The 18162-nt window shown below is 68.8% G+C and carries 11 protein-coding genes; 8 read left to right on the plus strand and 3 right to left on the minus strand.

What is annotated here, in order from left to right:
* The first annotated feature begins 42 nt into the window (after nucleotides 1–42).
* From OG555_RS16225 to OG555_RS16245, 5 genes are all read left to right on the plus strand, one after another.
* Nucleotides 43–2349 (plus strand): sodium-translocating pyrophosphatase, encoded by a 2307-nt coding sequence (locus tag OG555_RS16225; RefSeq protein WP_329483724.1) that lies wholly within the window; start codon nucleotides 43–45, stop codon nucleotides 2347–2349.
* Between the two features lie 366 nt (nucleotides 2350–2715).
* Entirely contained in the window at nucleotides 2716–3708 is a 993-nt protein-coding gene (locus OG555_RS16230; RefSeq protein ID WP_329483725.1) for an ABC transporter ATP-binding protein, read from the plus strand.
* A 1-nt stretch (nucleotide 3709) separates the two neighbouring features.
* Entirely contained in the window at nucleotides 3710–4471 is a 762-nt protein-coding gene (locus tag OG555_RS16235) for an ABC transporter permease (RefSeq protein ID WP_329483726.1), read from the plus strand.
* Nucleotides 4472–4665: 194 nt separating this feature from the next.
* Nucleotides 4666–5460 carry a DUF2785 domain-containing protein gene (locus OG555_RS16240; protein WP_329483727.1) on the plus strand — a complete coding sequence of 265 codons (795 nt, stop codon included), beginning with the start codon at nucleotides 4666–4668 and terminating at the stop codon, nucleotides 5458–5460.
* A 300-nt stretch (nucleotides 5461–5760) separates the two neighbouring features.
* On the plus strand, nucleotides 5761–7065 hold the full coding sequence (locus OG555_RS16245) for a cytochrome P450 (protein ID WP_329484831.1): 1305 nt from the start codon (nucleotides 5761–5763) through the stop codon (nucleotides 7063–7065).
* 20 nt (nucleotides 7066–7085) lie between these two features.
* On the opposite strand, the gene OG555_RS16250 is transcribed toward OG555_RS16245, so the two are convergent.
* A complete protein-coding gene (locus OG555_RS16250; protein WP_329483728.1) occupies nucleotides 7086–7904 on the minus strand; it encodes a TIGR03619 family F420-dependent LLM class oxidoreductase in 819 nt (272 codons plus the stop codon).
* Between the two features lie 205 nt (nucleotides 7905–8109).
* Here OG555_RS16250 and OG555_RS16255 point away from each other — a divergent pair, with 205 nt between their 5' ends.
* Nucleotides 8110–9690, plus strand: coding sequence for a GGDEF domain-containing protein (locus tag OG555_RS16255; protein WP_329483729.1), 1581 nt, complete (start codon nucleotides 8110–8112; stop codon nucleotides 9688–9690).
* 19 nt (nucleotides 9691–9709) lie between these two features.
* Complete coding sequence (locus OG555_RS16260) at nucleotides 9710–11269, plus strand: GGDEF domain-containing protein (RefSeq protein ID WP_329483730.1); 1560 nt, start codon at nucleotides 9710–9712, stop codon at nucleotides 11267–11269.
* On the opposite strand, the gene OG555_RS16265 is transcribed toward OG555_RS16260, so the two are convergent.
* Nucleotides 11263–12705 (minus strand): class I SAM-dependent methyltransferase, encoded by a 1443-nt coding sequence (locus tag OG555_RS16265; RefSeq protein ID WP_329483731.1) that lies wholly within the window; start codon nucleotides 12703–12705, stop codon nucleotides 11263–11265. The two genes, OG555_RS16260 and OG555_RS16265, sit on opposite strands and share 7 nt — an antisense overlap.
* Nucleotides 12706–12845: 140 nt before the next feature.
* Complete coding sequence (locus OG555_RS16270) at nucleotides 12846–16541, minus strand: NPCBM/NEW2 domain-containing protein (protein WP_329483732.1); 3696 nt, start codon at nucleotides 16539–16541, stop codon at nucleotides 12846–12848.
* A 139-nt stretch (nucleotides 16542–16680) separates the two neighbouring features.
* On the opposite strand from OG555_RS16270, the gene OG555_RS16275 reads away from it, so the two are divergent.
* Entirely contained in the window at nucleotides 16681–18015 is a 1335-nt protein-coding gene (locus OG555_RS16275) for an alpha/beta hydrolase family protein (protein WP_329483733.1), read from the plus strand.
* The last annotated feature ends 147 nt before the right edge of the window (nucleotides 18016–18162 follow it).

Raw genomic sequence — 18162 nt, forward strand, 5'->3', positions numbered from 1 at the left:
GGGGGCCGTCAAGCCTGGATGGGTTGCCTACAAGGAGGACGGATGTCCGCGCTGCTTGCACCACAAGCGGTGGATCTTTCGTCGAGCAACACCACACTGGTGATCGTCGTCGGAGTGATCGCGATCCTCGCGGTCGCCCTTGCGATGGTCTTCCGGGGCCAGGTGCTTGCCGCGAACGATGGCACCGAGAACATGAAAACGATCGCCGCAGCGGTCCAGGAAGGCGCGGCCGCCTACCTGAACCGGCAGTTCCGGACGTTGTCGGTCTTCGCCGTGGCCGCGTTCCTGTTGCTGTTCCTGCTGCCCGCGCACAGTGACAGTGGCAACGAGACCACGCTGAAGATCTTCCGGTCCGTCTTCTTCCTGGTCGGTGCGGGCTTCTCCGCCCTGATCGGTTACATGGGTATGTGGCTCGCGACGCGTGCCAACGTCCGGGTCGCCGCCGCGGCCCGGGACGAGGGCCGCAACCCGGCGATGCGGGTCGCGTTCCGTACCGGTGGCAGTGTCGGCATGATGACCGTGGGCTTCGGCCTGTTCGGCGCCGCGCTCGTCGTCCTGCTGTTCCAGGGGAACGCACCGACCGTGCTCGAGGGCTTCGGTTTCGGTGCCGCCCTGCTGGCCATGTTCATGCGGGTCGGGGGCGGTATCTTCACCAAGGCCGCCGACGTCGGCGCCGACCTGGTCGGCAAGGTCGAGCAGAACATCCCCGAGGACGACCCCCGCAACGCGGCGACCATCGCCGACAACGTGGGCGACAACGTCGGTGACTGCGCCGGTATGGCGGCCGACCTGTTCGAGTCGTACGCGGTGATGCTGGTGGCGTCGCTGATCCTGGGCAAGGCCGCCTTCGGTGAGCAGGGCCTGATCTTCCCGCTGATCGTGCCGGCCATCGGTGCCGTCACCGCGGTCATCGGTGTCTTCCTGACCCGCCCGCGGACCGGCGAGAACGGGCTGCGCACGATCAACCGCGCGTTCTACGTCTCCGCCGTGATCTCCGCGATCCTGTGCACGGTGGCCGCATTCGTCTACCTGCCGAGCCATTTCCGGGACCTGACCGGCGCCACCGACGTGATCGCCGCCCACGACGGCGACCCGCGGCTGATCGCCACCGTGTCGGTGATCATCGGCATCGTGCTGGCCGCGATCATCCTGGCCCTGACCGGTTACTTCACCGGCACCGAGGACAAGCCGGTGAAGGACGTCGCCAAGACGTCGCTGACCGGCGCCGCGACCGTGATCCTGTCCGGTATCTCGGTCGGCTTCGAGTCCGCCGTCTACACCGCGCTGGTGATCGCGGCCGCCGTGTACGGCGCGTTCCTGGTCGGCGGCTCCGGTGTCGTCGCCCTGTTCGCGATCGCGCTGGCCGGTTGTGGTCTGCTCACCACGGTCGGCGTCATCGTCGCGATGGACACCTTCGGCCCGGTCTCCGACAACGCGCAGGGTATCGCCGAGATGTCGGGTGACGTCGACGGCGAGGCGGCCCAGATCCTGACCGAGCTGGACGCCGTCGGCAACACCACCAAGGCGATCACCAAGGGCATCGCGATCGCGACCGCCGTACTGGCCGCCACCGCGCTGTTCGGCTCCTACACCGACTCGATCTACGCGGTCCTGAACGACGCGGGCGACGCGGCGTTCAACGCGGACGCGCTGGTCTTCGACCCGTCCACCCTGGTCGGTCTGATCATCGGTGCCGCGGTGGTGTTCATGTTCTCCGGCCTGGCCATCAACGCCGTCGGCCGCGCCGCGGGCGCGGTGGTCTACGAGGTACGTCGCCAGTTCCGCGACATCCCCGGGATCATGGAGGGCACCGGCAAGCCGGAGTACGGCAAGGTCGTCGACATCTGCACCCGCGACTCGCTGCGTGAGCTGGCCACCCCGGGTCTGCTCGCGCTGACCGCGCCGATCGCCGTCGGCTTCGGTCTCGGCGCCTCGGCGCTGGCCGGCTACCTGGCCGGTGCGATCGCGTCCGGCACCCTGATGGCGGTCTTCCTGGCCAACTCCGGTGGTGCCTGGGACAACGCGAAGAAGCTGGTCGAGGACGGCAACCACGGCGGCAAGGGTTCGCCCGCGCACGAGGCCACCGTCATCGGTGACACCGTCGGTGACCCGTTCAAGGACACCGCCGGTCCGGCCATCAACCCGCTGATCAAGGTGATGAACCTGGTCTCGCTGCTGATCGCCCCTGCCGTCGTGGGTATGTCGACGATCGGCGAGAACACCAACACTCCGCTGCGGATCGCGATCGCCCTGGTGGCGGTGCTGATCCTGGCCGTGGCCGTCATCGTCTCCAAGCGCCGTGAGTCGGTCATCTCCGACACCCCGGCCGAGGTGAACGCCGCCGCCTGACCGCAGTCGTACGGCGGAACCCGTCGTACACCGATGTAGCTCGAGCGGAACGGCCCGCCGGATCACCCGGCGGGCCGTTCCGCCTTTCTGACAGTCCTGGCGGTCGCGGTCAACCAGCCCGAAGTAGCGGCGGCCGTCGACTTTCGGCTGATGCGCCCCGCTGGGTGGATGGGGGATCGTCGGGGTTGTGGTCAGGGCTTTAACCGATGGCAGCGGTCTCCGGCCCGACGGCAGAATCAACCCACGGGTGGACACACCGGATCCGCCCCGGGTCCGATGATCTGGCCCCGTCCGACCTCGATACTGAATGCGACACAGAACGTCCCGACGACCAACTGACGCGCCACCCGAACGAGGAGTACGGCGATGATCGAGGCAAAGGGCCTCACCAAGCGATACGGCGCAACCGTTGCCGTTGACAACCTGTCTTTCGAGGTGAAACCCGGCAAGGTGACCGGCTTCCTCGGCCCGAACGGGGCCGGTAAGTCGACCACCATGCGGATGATCCTCGGCCTGGACGCCCCCACCGCCGGCGAGGTCACCATCGACGGCCAGCGCTACCGCGACCTGCACCGGCCGCTGACCAAGGTCGGCGCGCTGCTGGACGCGAAGTGGGTGCACCCGAACCGGTCCGCCCGGGCCCACCTGGCCTGGATGGCCGCGTCCAACAAGTTGCCGAAGGACTCCGTCGACAAGGTCCTGGAGATGGTCGGCCTGACCGCGGTCGCCGGCAAGCGGGCCGGCGCCTACTCGCTGGGTATGTCGCAGCGGCTCGGCATCGCCGGCGCCCTGCTCGGCGACCCGGAGGTGCTGCTCTTCGACGAGCCGGTCAACGGCCTCGACCCGGAGGGCATCGTCTGGATCCGCACCTTCATGCACCGGCTGGCCGACGAGGGCAAGACCATCCTGGTGTCCAGCCACCTGCTGTCCGAGATGGCGCTCACCGCCGAGGAACTGATCGTCATCGGCCGCGGCAAGCTGATCGCGCAGAGCACCACCCAGGAGTTCGTCGACCGCGCCAGCGGTACGACGGTCAAGGTGCGGACACCGCAGCTCGACCAGCTGGCCGGCGTACTGCACCAGCAGCAGTTGGTCACCCGGATCGAGGACATCGAGAACGAAGGCAAGGTCCTGTTCGTCGAGGGCGACCTGACCACCGACCAGGTCGGTGAGGCGGCCGCCGCGCACGGCATCGTGCTGCACGAGCTGACCCTGCAGCGCGGCTCACTGGAGCAGGCCTTCATGCGGATGACCGGCGACTCGGTCGAATACCACGCGCACGACGAGATCGCTGCGGTGACCCAGCTGGACGCGCCCACCGCCACCGAGGTGGCCGCAGGTCCGAAGGAGGACAACTGACATGTCGGTGATCACAGTCGAGCGGATCAAGCTCTTCTCCACCCGCTCGCCGTGGTGGTGCATGGTCATCGCGGCCTTCCTGACCGTCGGCTTCGCGGCGCTGACCACCGGCTTCCTCAAGGGTGCCGACGAGCAGCAGGCGACGATCTTCATCACCCAGCCGGGCGCCCAGCTCAGCCAGATGGTGATGATGGTGATGGCCGCGCTGGCCGTCACCACGGAGTACCGGTTCGGCACCATCCGGACCAGCTTCCAGGCTGTCCCGCAGCGCGCCGCGCTGCTGCTCGGCAAGACCGCCGTGGTCGCCTTCCTGGCGGCCGTCGTCGGCCTGATCGCGTCGTTCGGCGCCTGGGGCGTCGGCAGCCTGTTCGCGAGCACCGCCGACCTTTCCATCAACACCGGTGCCGAGTGGCGGCTGCTGGCCGGACAGGGCCTGGTCTTCGCGATCTCCGCGGTGATCGCGGTGGCGGTCGGCATCCTGATCCGGCAGAGCGCCGGCGCGATCGCGATCCTGATCCTCTGGCCGCTCCTGGTCGAGAACCTGGTCACCCTGATCCCCAAGGTCGGCGACGACCTGGCCAAGTGGGCGCCGTTCGCGAACGGCAGTTCGTTCCTGAACCAGGGCCAGGACTTCGGCCTGGCCGGCCAGAACGCGGGCGACCAGTACGCGCTCGGCCCCTGGTGGGCACTGCTGTACTTCGCCGGCTGGGCGGCCGCACTGATGACGATCGCCCTGGTCACGGCGAGCAAGCGCGACGCCTGATGCAGACCACCCCGGCTGAGGTTGAGGGGCCCTGGCCGGGGCGTGGGGCCCGGCCGGGCTGAGGGGTCCTGGTCGCTACGCGGCCCGTGGAACGTCTGGGAGACCGGACGCGCCACGGGCCGTTTCCCTGTGTCGGGCGGCGTACCTGGGCACGGGGTAGCGGGTGGCCTGGGGAAGCGTCTACCGTGCCGCGCATGACCGACTGGGCGCAGGTAAGAGAAGACGGGTACCCGGTTCCGGGTGATCGTCCGGTGGACGAGCTGGTCGCGGAGCTGACCGGCATGCTGCGGTCGCCGGATCCGCTGGTGCGGGACAGGCAGGCGTACTCCGTACTCGCCACCTGGATCGGCCGTGGTGTGCTCTCCACCCAGCAGTTGCGCGCCCTGGGCGACGAGATGGTTCCGAGGTTCGGCGACAGCGAGATCCAGGCACGGACCTTCGCCCCACTGATCCTGGACGCGATCGTCTCCGCCGGTGTCTTCGAGGCGAGCTGGGTGCCGCCGTACGAGCGCTGGTACGTCGCCGAGGAGGACCTGCGCGGGTACGACGCCAAACTCGGCTGGCTGCACGCCGTCGCGCACGGCGCCGACCTGCTCGGCACCCTCGGACTGCACCCGGCGGTCGAACCCGTCCAGATGCTCCGCCTCGGCATCGGCCGCCTGCTCACGCCCACGCCGTACGTCCTGCGCGACATGGAAGACGATCGCCTCGGCTACGCCCTGGCCGTGACCCTGACCCGCCCGGACCTGACCGACTCGGACGCCACCGAGTGGCTGGACCCGGCGCTGCGGGCGTTCGCGACCCCGCCCGCGGAAGGCATCACCCCTGAGGTGACCAACACCATCCGCACCCTGCGAGCTCTCTACCTGCTCGTCGACCATGGTCTTCGGCTGCCCGGCGCTCAGGACGTTGCCCACATCCCACAGCGGGATCAGGTGAAGGCGAAGATCACCGAGGTCATCCGCATGGTGACGCCGTACTACCTTTGAGAGACAGGGCAACAGACCACCGGTGGCCGGCGCATCCTACTTTCGGCTGTGATTTCCCTGAAGTGACCCTGATGTACGGCGTGCCGTGGTCCAGGGCGGTGTACAGGTGGTTTCCGGTGGCTGCGGGGATCTCGTCTGTGACAAGGTCTGTGCTGGCAGAACCATGGACCCCTCCCATGGTGGTGCCAACGCCATTACCGAAGTAGTGCCAACACCATTAGATCTGGTCCTTGGCAACGTTAGCTTTTAGGTGACGAAAGCCGTCGGGGGCAGCAGTTTCAGAGAGGGCGCGTGGAAGTCATGGTTGCGACATACCTGAAGAGATGGGTCGGCAACCGGATCTTGAGCAGGACCACCCGCAGGGGTGGTCTCGACCTGTCCAAGATGCGGATGATCCCGAGCTCGGTCTCGATGCCGCTGCGCCGGGAGGGCGTGGACCCGGTGCCGGTGCTGGCACGGGTGCGCGAGACCGAGCCGGTGCACAAACTGGCCCACCTGTTCGGGCTCAACGTGTGGGTGGTCAGCGGTCACGCGGAGGCGAAGTCCGTGCTCGCCGACACCACGAACTTCAGCAACGACATCCGGCCGCTGGTCGGCTCGGACCCGAACAAGCCGTCGGAGGGGATCGGCGGTCTCGGGTTCACCGACCCGCCGGACCACACCCGGCTCCGCAAGCTGCTGACGCCCGAGTTCACCAAGCGCCGGCTGGCCCGGCTGGAGCCGGCGATCGAGAAGATCGTCAACGACCAGCTGGACCTGATGGAGGCCAAGGGACCGGTCGCGGACATCGTCTCGGACTTCGCCTTCAACGTGCCGTTCCTGCTGATCGCGGACCTGCTCGGCGTCGAGGAGTCCGATCGGGACCGTTTCCGTGCGCTCGGGCCGGCCCGGTTCGACCTGTCCGGCGGTGGGATCGGGGTGTTCGGGTCGGCTTCGGAGTCGCGGGACTTCCTGTTCGAGATCGTCCGCAAGCAGCGGGCGAACCCCGGCGACGGGCTGATCGGGTCGATCATCCGCGAGCAGGGCGACGCGATCGACGACATCGAGCTCGGCGGTCTCGCGGACGGGGTGTTCCTGGGTGGGTACGAGACGTCCGCCAGCATGCTGGCGCTCGGCACGCTGGTGCTGCTGCGCGATCCGGAGAACTTCGAACGGATCCGGAACGAGCCGGGCGCCGTCGACGGGATCGTCGAGGAACTGCTGCGGTATCTGACCGTGGTGCAGGTGGCGTTTCCGCGGTTCGCGCGGCACGACCAGGAGCTGTTCGGACAGCAGGTGAAGAAGGGCGACCTGGTCGCGGTGTCGCTGTCCGGCGCCGACCGGGACAAGCAGGTGTTCGGCGACGACGCCGAGGACTTCTACCCACGCCGTACGGTGTCGTCCGCGCACCTCGCGTTCGGTCACGGCATGCACCGCTGCGTCGGCGCCGAACTGGCGCGGATGGAGCTCCGCGCCGCCTTCACGGCCCTCGCACACCGCTTCCCCGACCTGTGCCTCGCCGTCCCCGAGGAACAACTCCGCTTCCGCGACTTCTCCATCGTCTACGGCGTCGAGACCCTCCCCGTCCAACTCCACGCCAGCCCCGCCGAACAAGCCGCCGGCTGAGCGGTCAGGCGTCCAGGCGTTCAGGCGTTCAGGCCGAAGCGTTCTGCGAAGGCTGAGAGGTCGTCCAGGGTGGGCGGGCTGACGACCAGGCGGGTGACGCCTTGTGCCTCGTACGCCGCGACCGATTGCGGGGTCAGGTCGGTGGAGGCCCAGCGGGTGTACTCGAGGTCGTCGCGGCCGGACGTCGTACGGGCGAGGTCCCACTGGGCGGTGCGTTCAGCAGGCGGGAGCGCGCCGCCGGGGAAGTAGCCGTCGCCACGCAGGCCGGCGCGGCGAGCCGCGGCGCGGGACGAGCCGCCGATGTGGATCGGGAGCGGCGCGAGCGGCTGAGGGAAGCTGCACAAACCCTCGAAGGCGAAGAACTCGCCGGTGTGACTCACGCCGTCCGCGTCCCCCGACCACAGCAGCCGCAGTACGTCGATCGCCTCGTCGGTACGACGGCCACGGGTCGAGAAATCCACGCCCATCGCCTCGGCCTCGCCCGGCAGACTGCCCAGACCAACGGTCAGCAACCGCATCCGGCCCTTCGACAACCCGTCGATCGTCGCGAGCCGCTTCGCCAGCACGACCGGATGGTGATACGGCAGCAGCAACACCGCGGTCCCCAGCAGGAGCCGCTCGGTCGCGGCCGCGACGAACGCGAGCAGGTCGAGTGGATCGGCGTACGGCAACGTGGTCGGCATCTCCACGCTGCCGAAGGTCGCGCCCCGATAGAGCGCCACGTGCTCAGGGACATACAAACCCTCGAAACCACAAGCCTCGGCCCGCTGCGCATACCCGACCAGCTTGTCCGGATCCATCCCGTAGAACGGCGTGCTGTAGCTCACGGCGAATTTCATCCCGCGACCCTAAAACCCTGCCCTTGGGGTCAAGGCAAATCGGAACTGGTGGTTCTCGAGAGTAGTGCTGAGATGGCACTAGGTGGTCGTTGGCCGGATCGGGTCGTGACAGAGGTGGGGGTGGGTGGTCACAATGGGCGGTCCGGCCCGAGGTGCGGGTGACGGGAACAGGGGAAGGCCGTCGGCGGGTATGGGTATTGGCGAGATGTCGACGGGTGATGCGCTGACCGTCCGGATCGCCGCCGCGATGACAGCGGCCCAGTCGGGTGGGCATGCGACCGCGGCAGCCGAGATCGAGGCGGTCCGGTCCGAGCTGGGCGGGGTGCCGAGCTACCAGCTCGCCGCCGCGGAGTACGTGCGCGGCGTCACGGCCCACCACGCGAGTGACGCCGACGAGGCCCTGCGTGCGGTCGACGACTGCATCGCGGTCGCGAAGGCGATCGACGAGCCCGGCTGGGAAGCGAACGCGCTGCCGATCCGGATCATCAACCTGGCCCGCAGCGGCCGCGGTGGCGACACCGTCAACGACCTGGTCGCGGCCGAGTACGCCCTCGACCGGACCAAGGACGCCGGCCTGACCGCCTGGGCCCACACCGGTCTCGGCTACGCGTACGAGGTTCTGAGACTTTTCGAACTGTGCATTCCCCATTACGAGCTGGCCGCTCAGCTCGACGACGACGTGTTCGAGCTGGCCGAGTCGCTGGCGATCGACCGGCTCAACCTGGCCGAGACGTATCTGCGCTGGGCCCACGAACTCGAGCGACTCGGCGATCCGTCGTACGGCCGGGAGATCCAGGATCGGCTCGCCTCGGCGGCGTACTGGTCGCGGGAGGCGGAGCGCGTGATCGTCGACGACCAGAGCCAGGAGTTCTGGCGGCTGTCGGCCCGGCTGTGGCTCGCGGCGGCTGCCACGGAAGCGGATCCGGCCGCGGCGGTGACCGAGCTGACCGAGTGCCGCGACCAGATCAGCAAGCTGGGTGAGACCGAGCGCGTCGCGATCGCCGGCGCCTACCTGGCCAGAGCCCTGCACGCCGATGGCAAACCCGAGGAAGCGCGAGCCGCGGCGGACCGGGCCGCGGATGACTTGATTCCCTTGGCCGATCCGTCGACGCATGTGCTCGTGCTGCAGACCAGAGCGGAGATCGCGGCGGGCGTCGGGGGTCCCGGGGCCCAGGCCGGCCTGGAGTACGCGCGCTCAGTGGCCCGGGGCTGGTGGAAGGAGCGGCAGCGGGCGCTGAACGCCGTACGGCACGCGCTTGCCACGCATGATCTGTCCGCGCGGCACGATGCCGAGTGGCATGCGGCGCGGCACGATCCGCTGACCGGCGTGGGGAATCGGCGCGCCCTCGACGAGCGGCTCACCGCGGACCGGGACTTGGGGCGCGCGGTGACTCTGCTCGCGATCGACGTCGACGACCTGAAGCTGGTCAACGACACGTATGGGCACGCCTGTGGGGACGAATTGCTGCAGGTTGTTGCAAATCTCCTGGTAGAACAGGCGCGAGCGACCGATGCCGTGATTCGATCGGGAGGCGATGAGTTCTTCGTGGTACTCGACCAGCCGGACGCCAAGGGCGGTGCGCAGCTGGCCGAGCGGATCCGCACCGCGGTCGCCGCGATCGCGGCGACGACGGACAAGCCCTGGCTGGGGCGGCTCGGGCTGAGTATCGGGTACGCCGCGACCGCGGAAGGCGTCGGTGTGGATCAGTTGGTCGCCACGGCGGATCGGCGCTTGTACGGGGACAAGCGCCACAAGATGAGGTACGGGCAGACGCGGCACGAGTGAGGCACGCAGGGGAGGTGTGGTGCGCGAGACGTCGGGGGTGACGGCACGGATCGCGGCGGCGATGACGCTGGCCCAGTCGGGCGGTCCGGCCGAGGCTGCGCTCGAGATCAACGCGCTGCTGACCGAGCTCGGGCCGGAGCCCAGCCATCAGCGGGCCGCGGCCGAGTACGTACGGGCCGTCGCGGCGCATCACGCCACCGACGCGGTCGAGGCGCTGGACGCCGTCGAAGGTTGCATCCGGGTCGCCCGGGCGATCGACGAGCCCGGCTGGGAGGCGAACGCGATCGCGATCCGGATCGTCACGCTGATCCGCACCGGCGAGGGCGGCGACTCGGTCGCGGACCTGGTCGCCGCGGAGAACGCGCTCTCGCGGACCCGCGACCTCGGGCTGGCCGGCTGGGCGCACACCGGCCTCGGCTACGCCTACGACCTGCTCCGGTTGTACGAGCTGTGTGTCCCGCACTTCGAGCTCGCCGCGGAAGGCGATCACGATCCCCTCGGGCTGGCCGAGGCGCCCGCGATCAACCGGCTCAATCTGGCCGAGTCCAACCTGCGCTGGGCGCACGAACTCGAGCGCCTTGGCGACACGTCGTACGACGAGGAGATCCGCGAGCGGAGGCGGTCCGCGCACAAGTGGGCGGGTGAGGCGGTCGAGGTGATCGTCCGTGCCGACCTGCTCGGGTACTGGCCGATCGCCGGAAGGCTGTGGCTGGCCGCCAGCAACGACCAGACCGACGCTGCCGAGGCCGCGGTGATCCTCAAGGACTGCAGGGACCAGCTGGCCAAGCTGGGCGACCTGGAGCTCGCTGCGATCGCGGGAGCGTATCTGGCGAAGGCGTACGCCACCATCGGACGGCTCGACGACGCCATGGAGGCTGCGCACCGAGCCGGGAGCGACCTGCCACCCACATCCGATCCGCCGGTCGAGGCACTGATCCGGCACACGACTGTGCTGATCGTGGCGGAGTCAGGCGATCCGGGAGCGGTGGCTGGGCTGCAGTACGCGCGGGCGATCACCAGAGGCTGGTGGGCGGAGCGGTTGCGCGGTCTGTACGCCGTACGCAGCGCACTGGCCAACCATGAACTCTCGATCCGGCATGACGCGGAGTGGCGGGCCGCACGGGAGGATCCGCTGACCGGTGTGGGCAATCGCCGGGCGCTGGACGAGCGGATGTCGGTCGCGCACGACGCCGGCCGGTCCGTGGCGGTGATCGCGATCGACGTGGACAACCTCAAGGTGATCAACGACAGCTACGGGCACGCCTGCGGAGACGACGTACTGCGTCGTGTCGGGCAACTGCTGTCCGAGCAGTGCCGGGCCGAGGACGTGGTGGCGCGGGCCGGTGGGGACGAGTTCGTCGTCGTACTGGACAAGCCGGACGAGCGTGGTTCGCGGGAGCTGGTGGAGCGGATCAAGGCCGCGGCGGAGCGGGAGGCGGCGGTGGCCCGGGAGCCGTGGTTCGCCATGCTGCGGCTCAGCATCGGGCAGGCGAGCAGCACCGACGGTACGCCGGTGGCCGACCTGCTGACCGAGGCCGATCGGCGCATGTACGCCGAGAAGCGCCGGCGCCGTCAGTAGTCCAGAAAGCCTTCCACGACAAGGCGTCTGATCGCCGGCAGGTACTCGCGGTATACATCCTGCAATGGACGATCGAGCAGGTCGGCGAGTGCGCCCAGGATCTGCCCGACACTCAGCTCGCCGTCGCACGCGCCGACGAAGCCGGCCAGCACGGTGTCCGCCTGTTCCGCCCGCCGCATCCCACGCTGCCGCCGGAGCACGATCGTGGCGGGGTCCTCGGCACCCGGCTGACCGCTCGTCTCCTGGACCACGTCCTCCGCCAGCACCAGGTGCAGGCCGGTGAGGTCGTCCGGCAACCCCTCCGCCCGCTCGAACCGGCGCAGTACGTGCGGACCGATCGGCCGCTCGATCTCGTACGGCCAGGCCTCGGCCTCGAGCGTGCCTTCCACGTTGTGCACGGTGATCCAGCCCATACCGATCGCCTCGACCTCTTGCTCGTCGAGCCAGCGCATCCATTCGTCGTACCGGGCCGTGTACTGCGGGGACCCGTGCAGACCGGCGTCACGCAGCCAGAGTTCGATGTACTCGGACGGGTCGAGTTGCTCGCGCTGCACCGCCCACGCGGACCGGTCACCCGTCCATCCGGCGATCCGGTCCTGCCAGTCCTCACCGCGCACGCAGGTCCAGTTGGCGAGCAGTTGGCACCAGCCACCCTCGGTCAGGTGGTACGGCGCCTGCCGCACGAGTTGCTCTACGACGGCATCACCGGCGAACCCGGTCTCGCGGTAGGTCAGCCCGCCACCGGGTGGCGAGATCACGTACGGCGGGTTGCTCACGATCAGGTCGAACCGCTCGCCGCTGACCGGCTCGTACAGGCTGCCTTCGCGGACGTCGAGGTCGATCCGGTTCAGCGCGGCCGTCCACCGGGCCAGCTGGAGTGCTCGCGGATTGACGTCGGTGGCGACGAGTTGGTTGACCCGGTCGGCCAGGTGCAGCGACTGGATCCCGCAGCCGGTGCCGATGTCCAGCGCTCGCTCGGCTTTGATCGGCACGGTCAAGTGGATCAGGCTCAGGCTGGCCGGCGCGATCCCGAGCACGTAGTCCGACCGCATCGGCTCCCGCCGCCCGTCGAGCCCGGGCGTCAGGTCGGCGATCACCCACCACTGCCGGTCGTCCTCCGCGAACGGCCGGATGTCCAGGACGGCCCGCGCTTCCCCGCCACTGACCTTGATGATGCCAAGAGCAACCAAATCCAGGCCAGGGATCGCCTGTGTGACAAGGGATTCCGGTACGGCGTGTTGCAGCAGGAACAACCGGATCATCGTGTCCAGCTCGTCACCGCCGCCGGTGCGCCGGCCCGCAAGAGTCGTCTCGTTGCGGGCCAGCGCACCGTTGGCCTGGGGACCCAGCCGGTCGGCGACACCGTCCACCGTGTATCCAGCTGCCGTGAACGCCCGCCGCAGCGCGTCCACGTCGGTCCCCGTCAGCTCACTCACACCCCCATCCTCGCACCCACCCCCGCCACCCCACCCATCAGCGCGAACCCTCCGACTCGGGGGTCATCCCCCGAGTCAGAGGGTTGCCCACTGAGAATCTGAGGGGGCAACCCCAGATCTCAGTGGGCAAGGTCGGGCGATTATGGGTTGCAGGTCAGCTTGGCGTCCGCCCAGTCGGCGTGATCGCTGGTGATGCCGTCGCCGCCGTCGGTGACCTGAAGGGTGAGGGTCTGGCCGCCGGCCACGTTCACCGAGACGTCCGCGGTGGGCGACGTACCGGTGAGGAGATCCGAGGTGTACTTGGCGACCCCGTCGACCAGGACCTTGAAGCTGACCTTGCCGCGGTCCTCCATCTCGTCGTCCACCCCGACCTTGGCGGTGAAGGTGGTGCAGTTGCCGCCGAGCCGCACGCTGGCCGACGACGGCGCGTGGGTGCCGAGGCCCTTCGCGTACTGCACGCCGTCGAGAGTGATCGGGCCGCCGTCACCGGCACCGTCCTCGCCGTTGCTGTGATCCCGCTCGACAGGTCCCCAGCCGTTGGTCGAGTCGAGGAACTCGAGGTCGCTCACCCACTGCTCGCCAGTAGGTGCCGGCGGCAACGGTTTGTCTGCGATCGTGGCGGCGAAGAAGCCCAGCCCGCCGCCGGGCAGTTTGATCGCCTTGACCGTCTTCCCCGGATCGAGCGGTACGGCGGTGTAGAACACCCGGTAGTCGGTCGTGGTGTTGCTCAGACCCGCTGGTGTGTAGCGGCCCTTCACCGACACCGCGAGTTTGGCGCCACCGGTCGCCGGGTCCTGGCAGCACCAGTTCGGTAGCTGGAACGTGCCCTGGGACTCGGAGCCGTCGGTGTAGATGATCGTCACCGTGCCGCGGGCATTGAGACTCGCGCCCGCACCGAGCAGCGCGAGGTGCGTACCGGTGCCGGAGACCAGGATCGGGGCCGGCTGGTTCTTCACCAGGTTGGGCGTTCCGGGCGCTCCGGTCGGCCAGGTGAACTGCGCGTCCTGGACGGTGACCGTGGCACCCGGGGTGTAGCCGGCCGTGGCGAGCGCTTCGCCGTTGTAGCTGTCGCCGGATCCGTCGAAGTTGCCCTGGGCATAGGTTGCCGCGTCGCTGATCCCGACGACATTCGCCGCCTGGGACAAGGAGGCATACGGCAACTGCGCCGTTGCCACCGCACTGTTGGTGTAGCTCTTGCCCTGGGCAACATAGCTGGCTTTCAGCTCCAGCGTGAAGCTTGCGGGTTTGACGTCGGCGGCCGGGGTGACCTGCAGCTTCGTCGTGACCGTCTTGCCCGGAGCCACGCCGGCAAAGGTGTTCGAGCCGGTGACAGTCCAGCCGCTGGGCACCTGGACGTCGAGGCGCACGTCGCGGGCGGTCGTCGTGGTCCCGTTGCGGAAGGCGGCGGTCACCTCGGTGGCCTGCCCCGGAGCGTTCCACAGCGAGGGAGTGGTGAGCTCCGGAGTGCCGAAGGTGTTGGTGACCGTGCTGCCACCGCCGACCGAGGAGGTGTCGGCGAGCCGGACGACCGCGGTGTGTGCGGTCGAGATCGGTGCGGTGTCGATCCGGACGACGCCGTTCTCGTAGCTCCAGCTGGTTCGGCGTCCGTCGACCGTGACCTCACGCGGCGCGGTGCCGGTGTGGACGGTGAGCTCGTACGGACGGGTCGCCGGCTTGCCGGTGTACGAGCCGACGCTGGCGCCGATCTTCACGGTCACGTCGCCACGGGACTGCGTCGGCGCGTCCACCGCGAAGGTTTGCTGAGCCGACTTGGTCGAGCGGGTGACGCGGTCGTCCTCGTAGAGCGTGAAGGACGATTTGCCCTGCGGATAGATGTCGACCGAGAGCCGGTCGCCGAAGCCCTGCTCGGCGGCGTTGTTGATCCCGGCCTTCCACATCGGCACGACCGCTCCGGCCTTCACGAACAGCGGCAGTGTGTCGAGTGCGGCGTGGTAGCCGTTCACCGTGGTCGGGCCCTGGTAGACCCGGCCGGTCCAGTAGTCGATCCACTGGCCCTTGGGCAGGTAGATGCCGTTCTTCACCTCGTCGGCGCCCCACATCGGTGCGACGAGGAACTCCTTGCCGGCCAGGAACTCGTACTTCGTGGTGTCGTCCCAGGTCTTCGGGTCGTCCGGGTACTCCAGCACCAGTGAGCGGTTGAGCGGTGCTCCGGTCCGGTGCGCCTCAGCGGCGTACGTGTAGAAGTACGGGAGCAGGCGCTCGCGGAGCTTGAGGTACTTCCGGTTGATCGAGGTGTAGGGATCGCCGTACGCCCACGGCTGCTTGTACGCCGGCGTGGACCAGCCGGACATGGTCATGAAGGCGGGGTTGAACACCTTCCACTGCATGTCCCGGACGTACGACGTGGCCGAGCCGCCGAAGATGCCGTCGACGTCACCGGCGCTGTAGGCGATACCGGAGTTGCCGGAGCCGGTGATGGCGGGGATCTGCCACTTGATCGCGTCCAGCGAACCACTGTGGTCGCCGGTCCACTGCACCGCACACCGCTGCGCGCCGGCCCAGCCCTCCACCATCCAGGCGAAGCCACGGGCGTTGCTGTACTGCTCGATGCCGTTGTGCGCGGTGTCGCAGGCACTCAGCGCGTAGCGGTAGCCAGGGCCGACCCAGGCGACGTCCAGCTTGCGTACGCGAACCCCTGCGTCGCCGACCTCGGCCGGCTGCCGGTCCAGCGAGGACTGCGTCCACAGACCCATCTGGAGGTTGCGCTGCCGCAGTTCGTCACCGGTCTGCTTGAGTGCGGGGATGTCGCGTTTGCCCCACCACGTGCCGTCGACCTGCTCGGAGTCTGTGTTGGCGGAGTAGCCGCAGCCGTAGTCGTCGTTGACCAGCATCCAGCCGCCGGGCATGTCCTCGTCCTTGAACCGCTGAGCCACCTTCACGGCGTCCAGCGTGGTCACCTTGTCCGGGTTGACCTTCCAGTCGTTGCTGGGATCGGGGTCCGTCCCGTAGTGACCGCGGTTGTAGCAGTCGGAGTCGCCGTACTCGAGTCCGTAGATCGGCGGCATGAACGGGCGGCCGGTGAGCTCGGTGTAGCGGTCCAGCGAGGTCTTGAGGTCGCCGACGAAGTAGTACGCGTCGAACCGCTGCTCGTCGTGCGTAGTGACCACGGGGCTGGTGAAGCTGTAGCTGCCCGGGCTGAACGTGTTCCGCAGTACGCCGTACCCCGCGGTGCTCATGTAGTACGGCGAGGCGTTCGGGTTTCCGCCATCCTCCCAGTTGAAGTCGGCGGAGATCTTGATGGTCTGGTCGCGGTGCGAGAAGCGGCCGTTCTGCATGCCGCCGCCGAAGAACTGCTCGTTCGGGCCGCGGCCGAGCGACTGGGTGGTCGACGTGTCGTTCCAGGACAGCGGAGCGGTCTCGGCCCAGACCAGCTGGCCGTTCGTCCGGTAGAGGGAGAACTTCAGCGGCGACTTCTGCGCGCGGACCTCGACCTTGCCGGTCGTCAGCGAGTAGTAGGAGCCGCGGTCCCGCCAGTCCGTGTGCGGGGTGCCGTAGTCGGTCTTGGTGACGATTGTCGACGCCGGGGCGTTCGGATCGGTGGGCGGCGTACCGGCCGGGTCGGTGAAGTTCCCGTCCGGCGCCAGCCAGAGCCGGAAGACGTCGTCCTTCAGGAAGACCACGCGCACCTTCGCCGCGCCGGCGCTGAGGGTGTACGTCGCCTTGTCGGCGGAGAACCCGGTCACGTCACCGAGCGTGGTGTCGCCGGCCGCGGTTTGGGCGGTCGCGGGCCCGCCGTTGACCAGGACGCCGGTGATCACGGCCATGGCGGCGGCCGCGACGATTACTGAACGTTTCAGGCGGACAAAGATGCTCACGAGTGCCTCACTTCACGCATCAATGAACAAGATGCGGTCATTGAAGCGCAGAGTGGTCGGCTTGTCACGCGGTCGGCCGTCATCAAGTTGAGACGGGGTCTCCATCACAGGGTGAAAACCGGCGATGACGATGAGTCGCATGGCGAACTCGCGTCCCATCAGCACCACCCGTCACTCACTCACCAGGCGCGGCCTGCTGACCGGCGGGCTGGCCGCGGGGTTCGCACTGGCCGCTCCCGGCCTGGCCCGGGCGGTCCCGATCGACCCGGACGCGACCGCCCGCCCGGCCGGCGACCCGGACTTCCATCCGGTGAGGTTCCGGCTACCGGCGCCGACCGGGCGGCGTGCGCTCGGGACGACCGCGATCCACCTGGTCGACCAGTCCCGGCCGGATCCGACCATGCCGAGCGGACGCCGGGAGCTGATGATCAGCCTCTGGTATCCGGCCTCGGTGTTCGGCTCCGCGCCCGTCGCCAAGTACATGCCGGCCCGGACCGCGGTCGAGGTGGACGACGCCTGGACCGGTGAGTACGGGCTCGCGCTGCCGACGGGGTCGTTCGACTTCGCCGGGACCGTGACGCACTCGCGCGTCGACGCGCCGATGCAGCCCATCCGGCATCCGGTCGTCCTGTTCTCGCCCGGCCATCAGTACAGCCGGTTCGTGAACACCGCGCAGGTCGAGGACCTGGCCAGCCGTGGGTACGTCGTGGTGACGATGGACCACACGCACGAGACGCCGGTCGAGTTTCCCGGCGGACGGTTCCTGCCCGGCGTGCCGGCCTCGCAACTGCCCGATCCGGACTTCACCCGGCGGGCGGTCGAGACCCGGACCGCGGACGCGCGGTTCGTCCTGGACCAGCTGGACCGGATCGCCGGCGGCGGGAATCCCGATGCCGAGGGCAACGATCTCCCGGACGGGCTGGGCGACGGGCTGGACCTGCGCAAGGTCGGCATGTTCGGCTTCTCGCTCGGTGGGTACGCGACCGCGAACACGCTGCTCGAGGACGAGCGGGTGCTGGCCGGCATCGACCTGGACGGCAGCCTGCAGGACGACCCTGCGAAGGGCCCGCTCGGCGAGGTGGCCCGGAAAGGACTGGCCCAGCCGTTCCTGCTGTTCGGCTCGGCCGACACCCAGCGGACCGATCCGGGCAAGGAGTACTACGACCCGTCCTGGGCGAGCTTCTGGGCCGCCCAGCGCGGCGGGAAGCTGAATCTGAGCCTGGCCGGGACCAAGCAGAAAGCGTTCACCGACTACCAGTTCATCTTCGACCAACTCTTCCACGAGATCTACGGCGACGACCCGATCATCAACTCCGTGCTGAAGGCTCTCGTCGGCGGCGCGGAGCCGCATCGCAGCGTGCTGGCCCAGCGCGCCTACATCGCCGCCTTCTTCGACCAGACCCTCCGCCGCCGCCCGTCCCTTCTGCTCCGCGGCGACTCCCCAAAATTCCCGGAAGTCCACTTCGCCCGCTGAGACGGCGTACGCTCGGAAAGCTCGGGCGGGACTCGGGGAGGTCAAACGGGGCGGCTGTGACGCGCGTGAGAGTGGGTTGTTGGCCACACTCTGGAACCCTGAGGGGTGTAATCGGGCCCGCACCGGTTACCGTGCGTTGAGAAATGC

It is taken from the genome of Kribbella sp. NBC_01484 (assembly GCF_036227145.1).
Taxonomy (GTDB): domain Bacteria; phylum Actinomycetota; class Actinomycetes; order Propionibacteriales; family Kribbellaceae; genus Kribbella.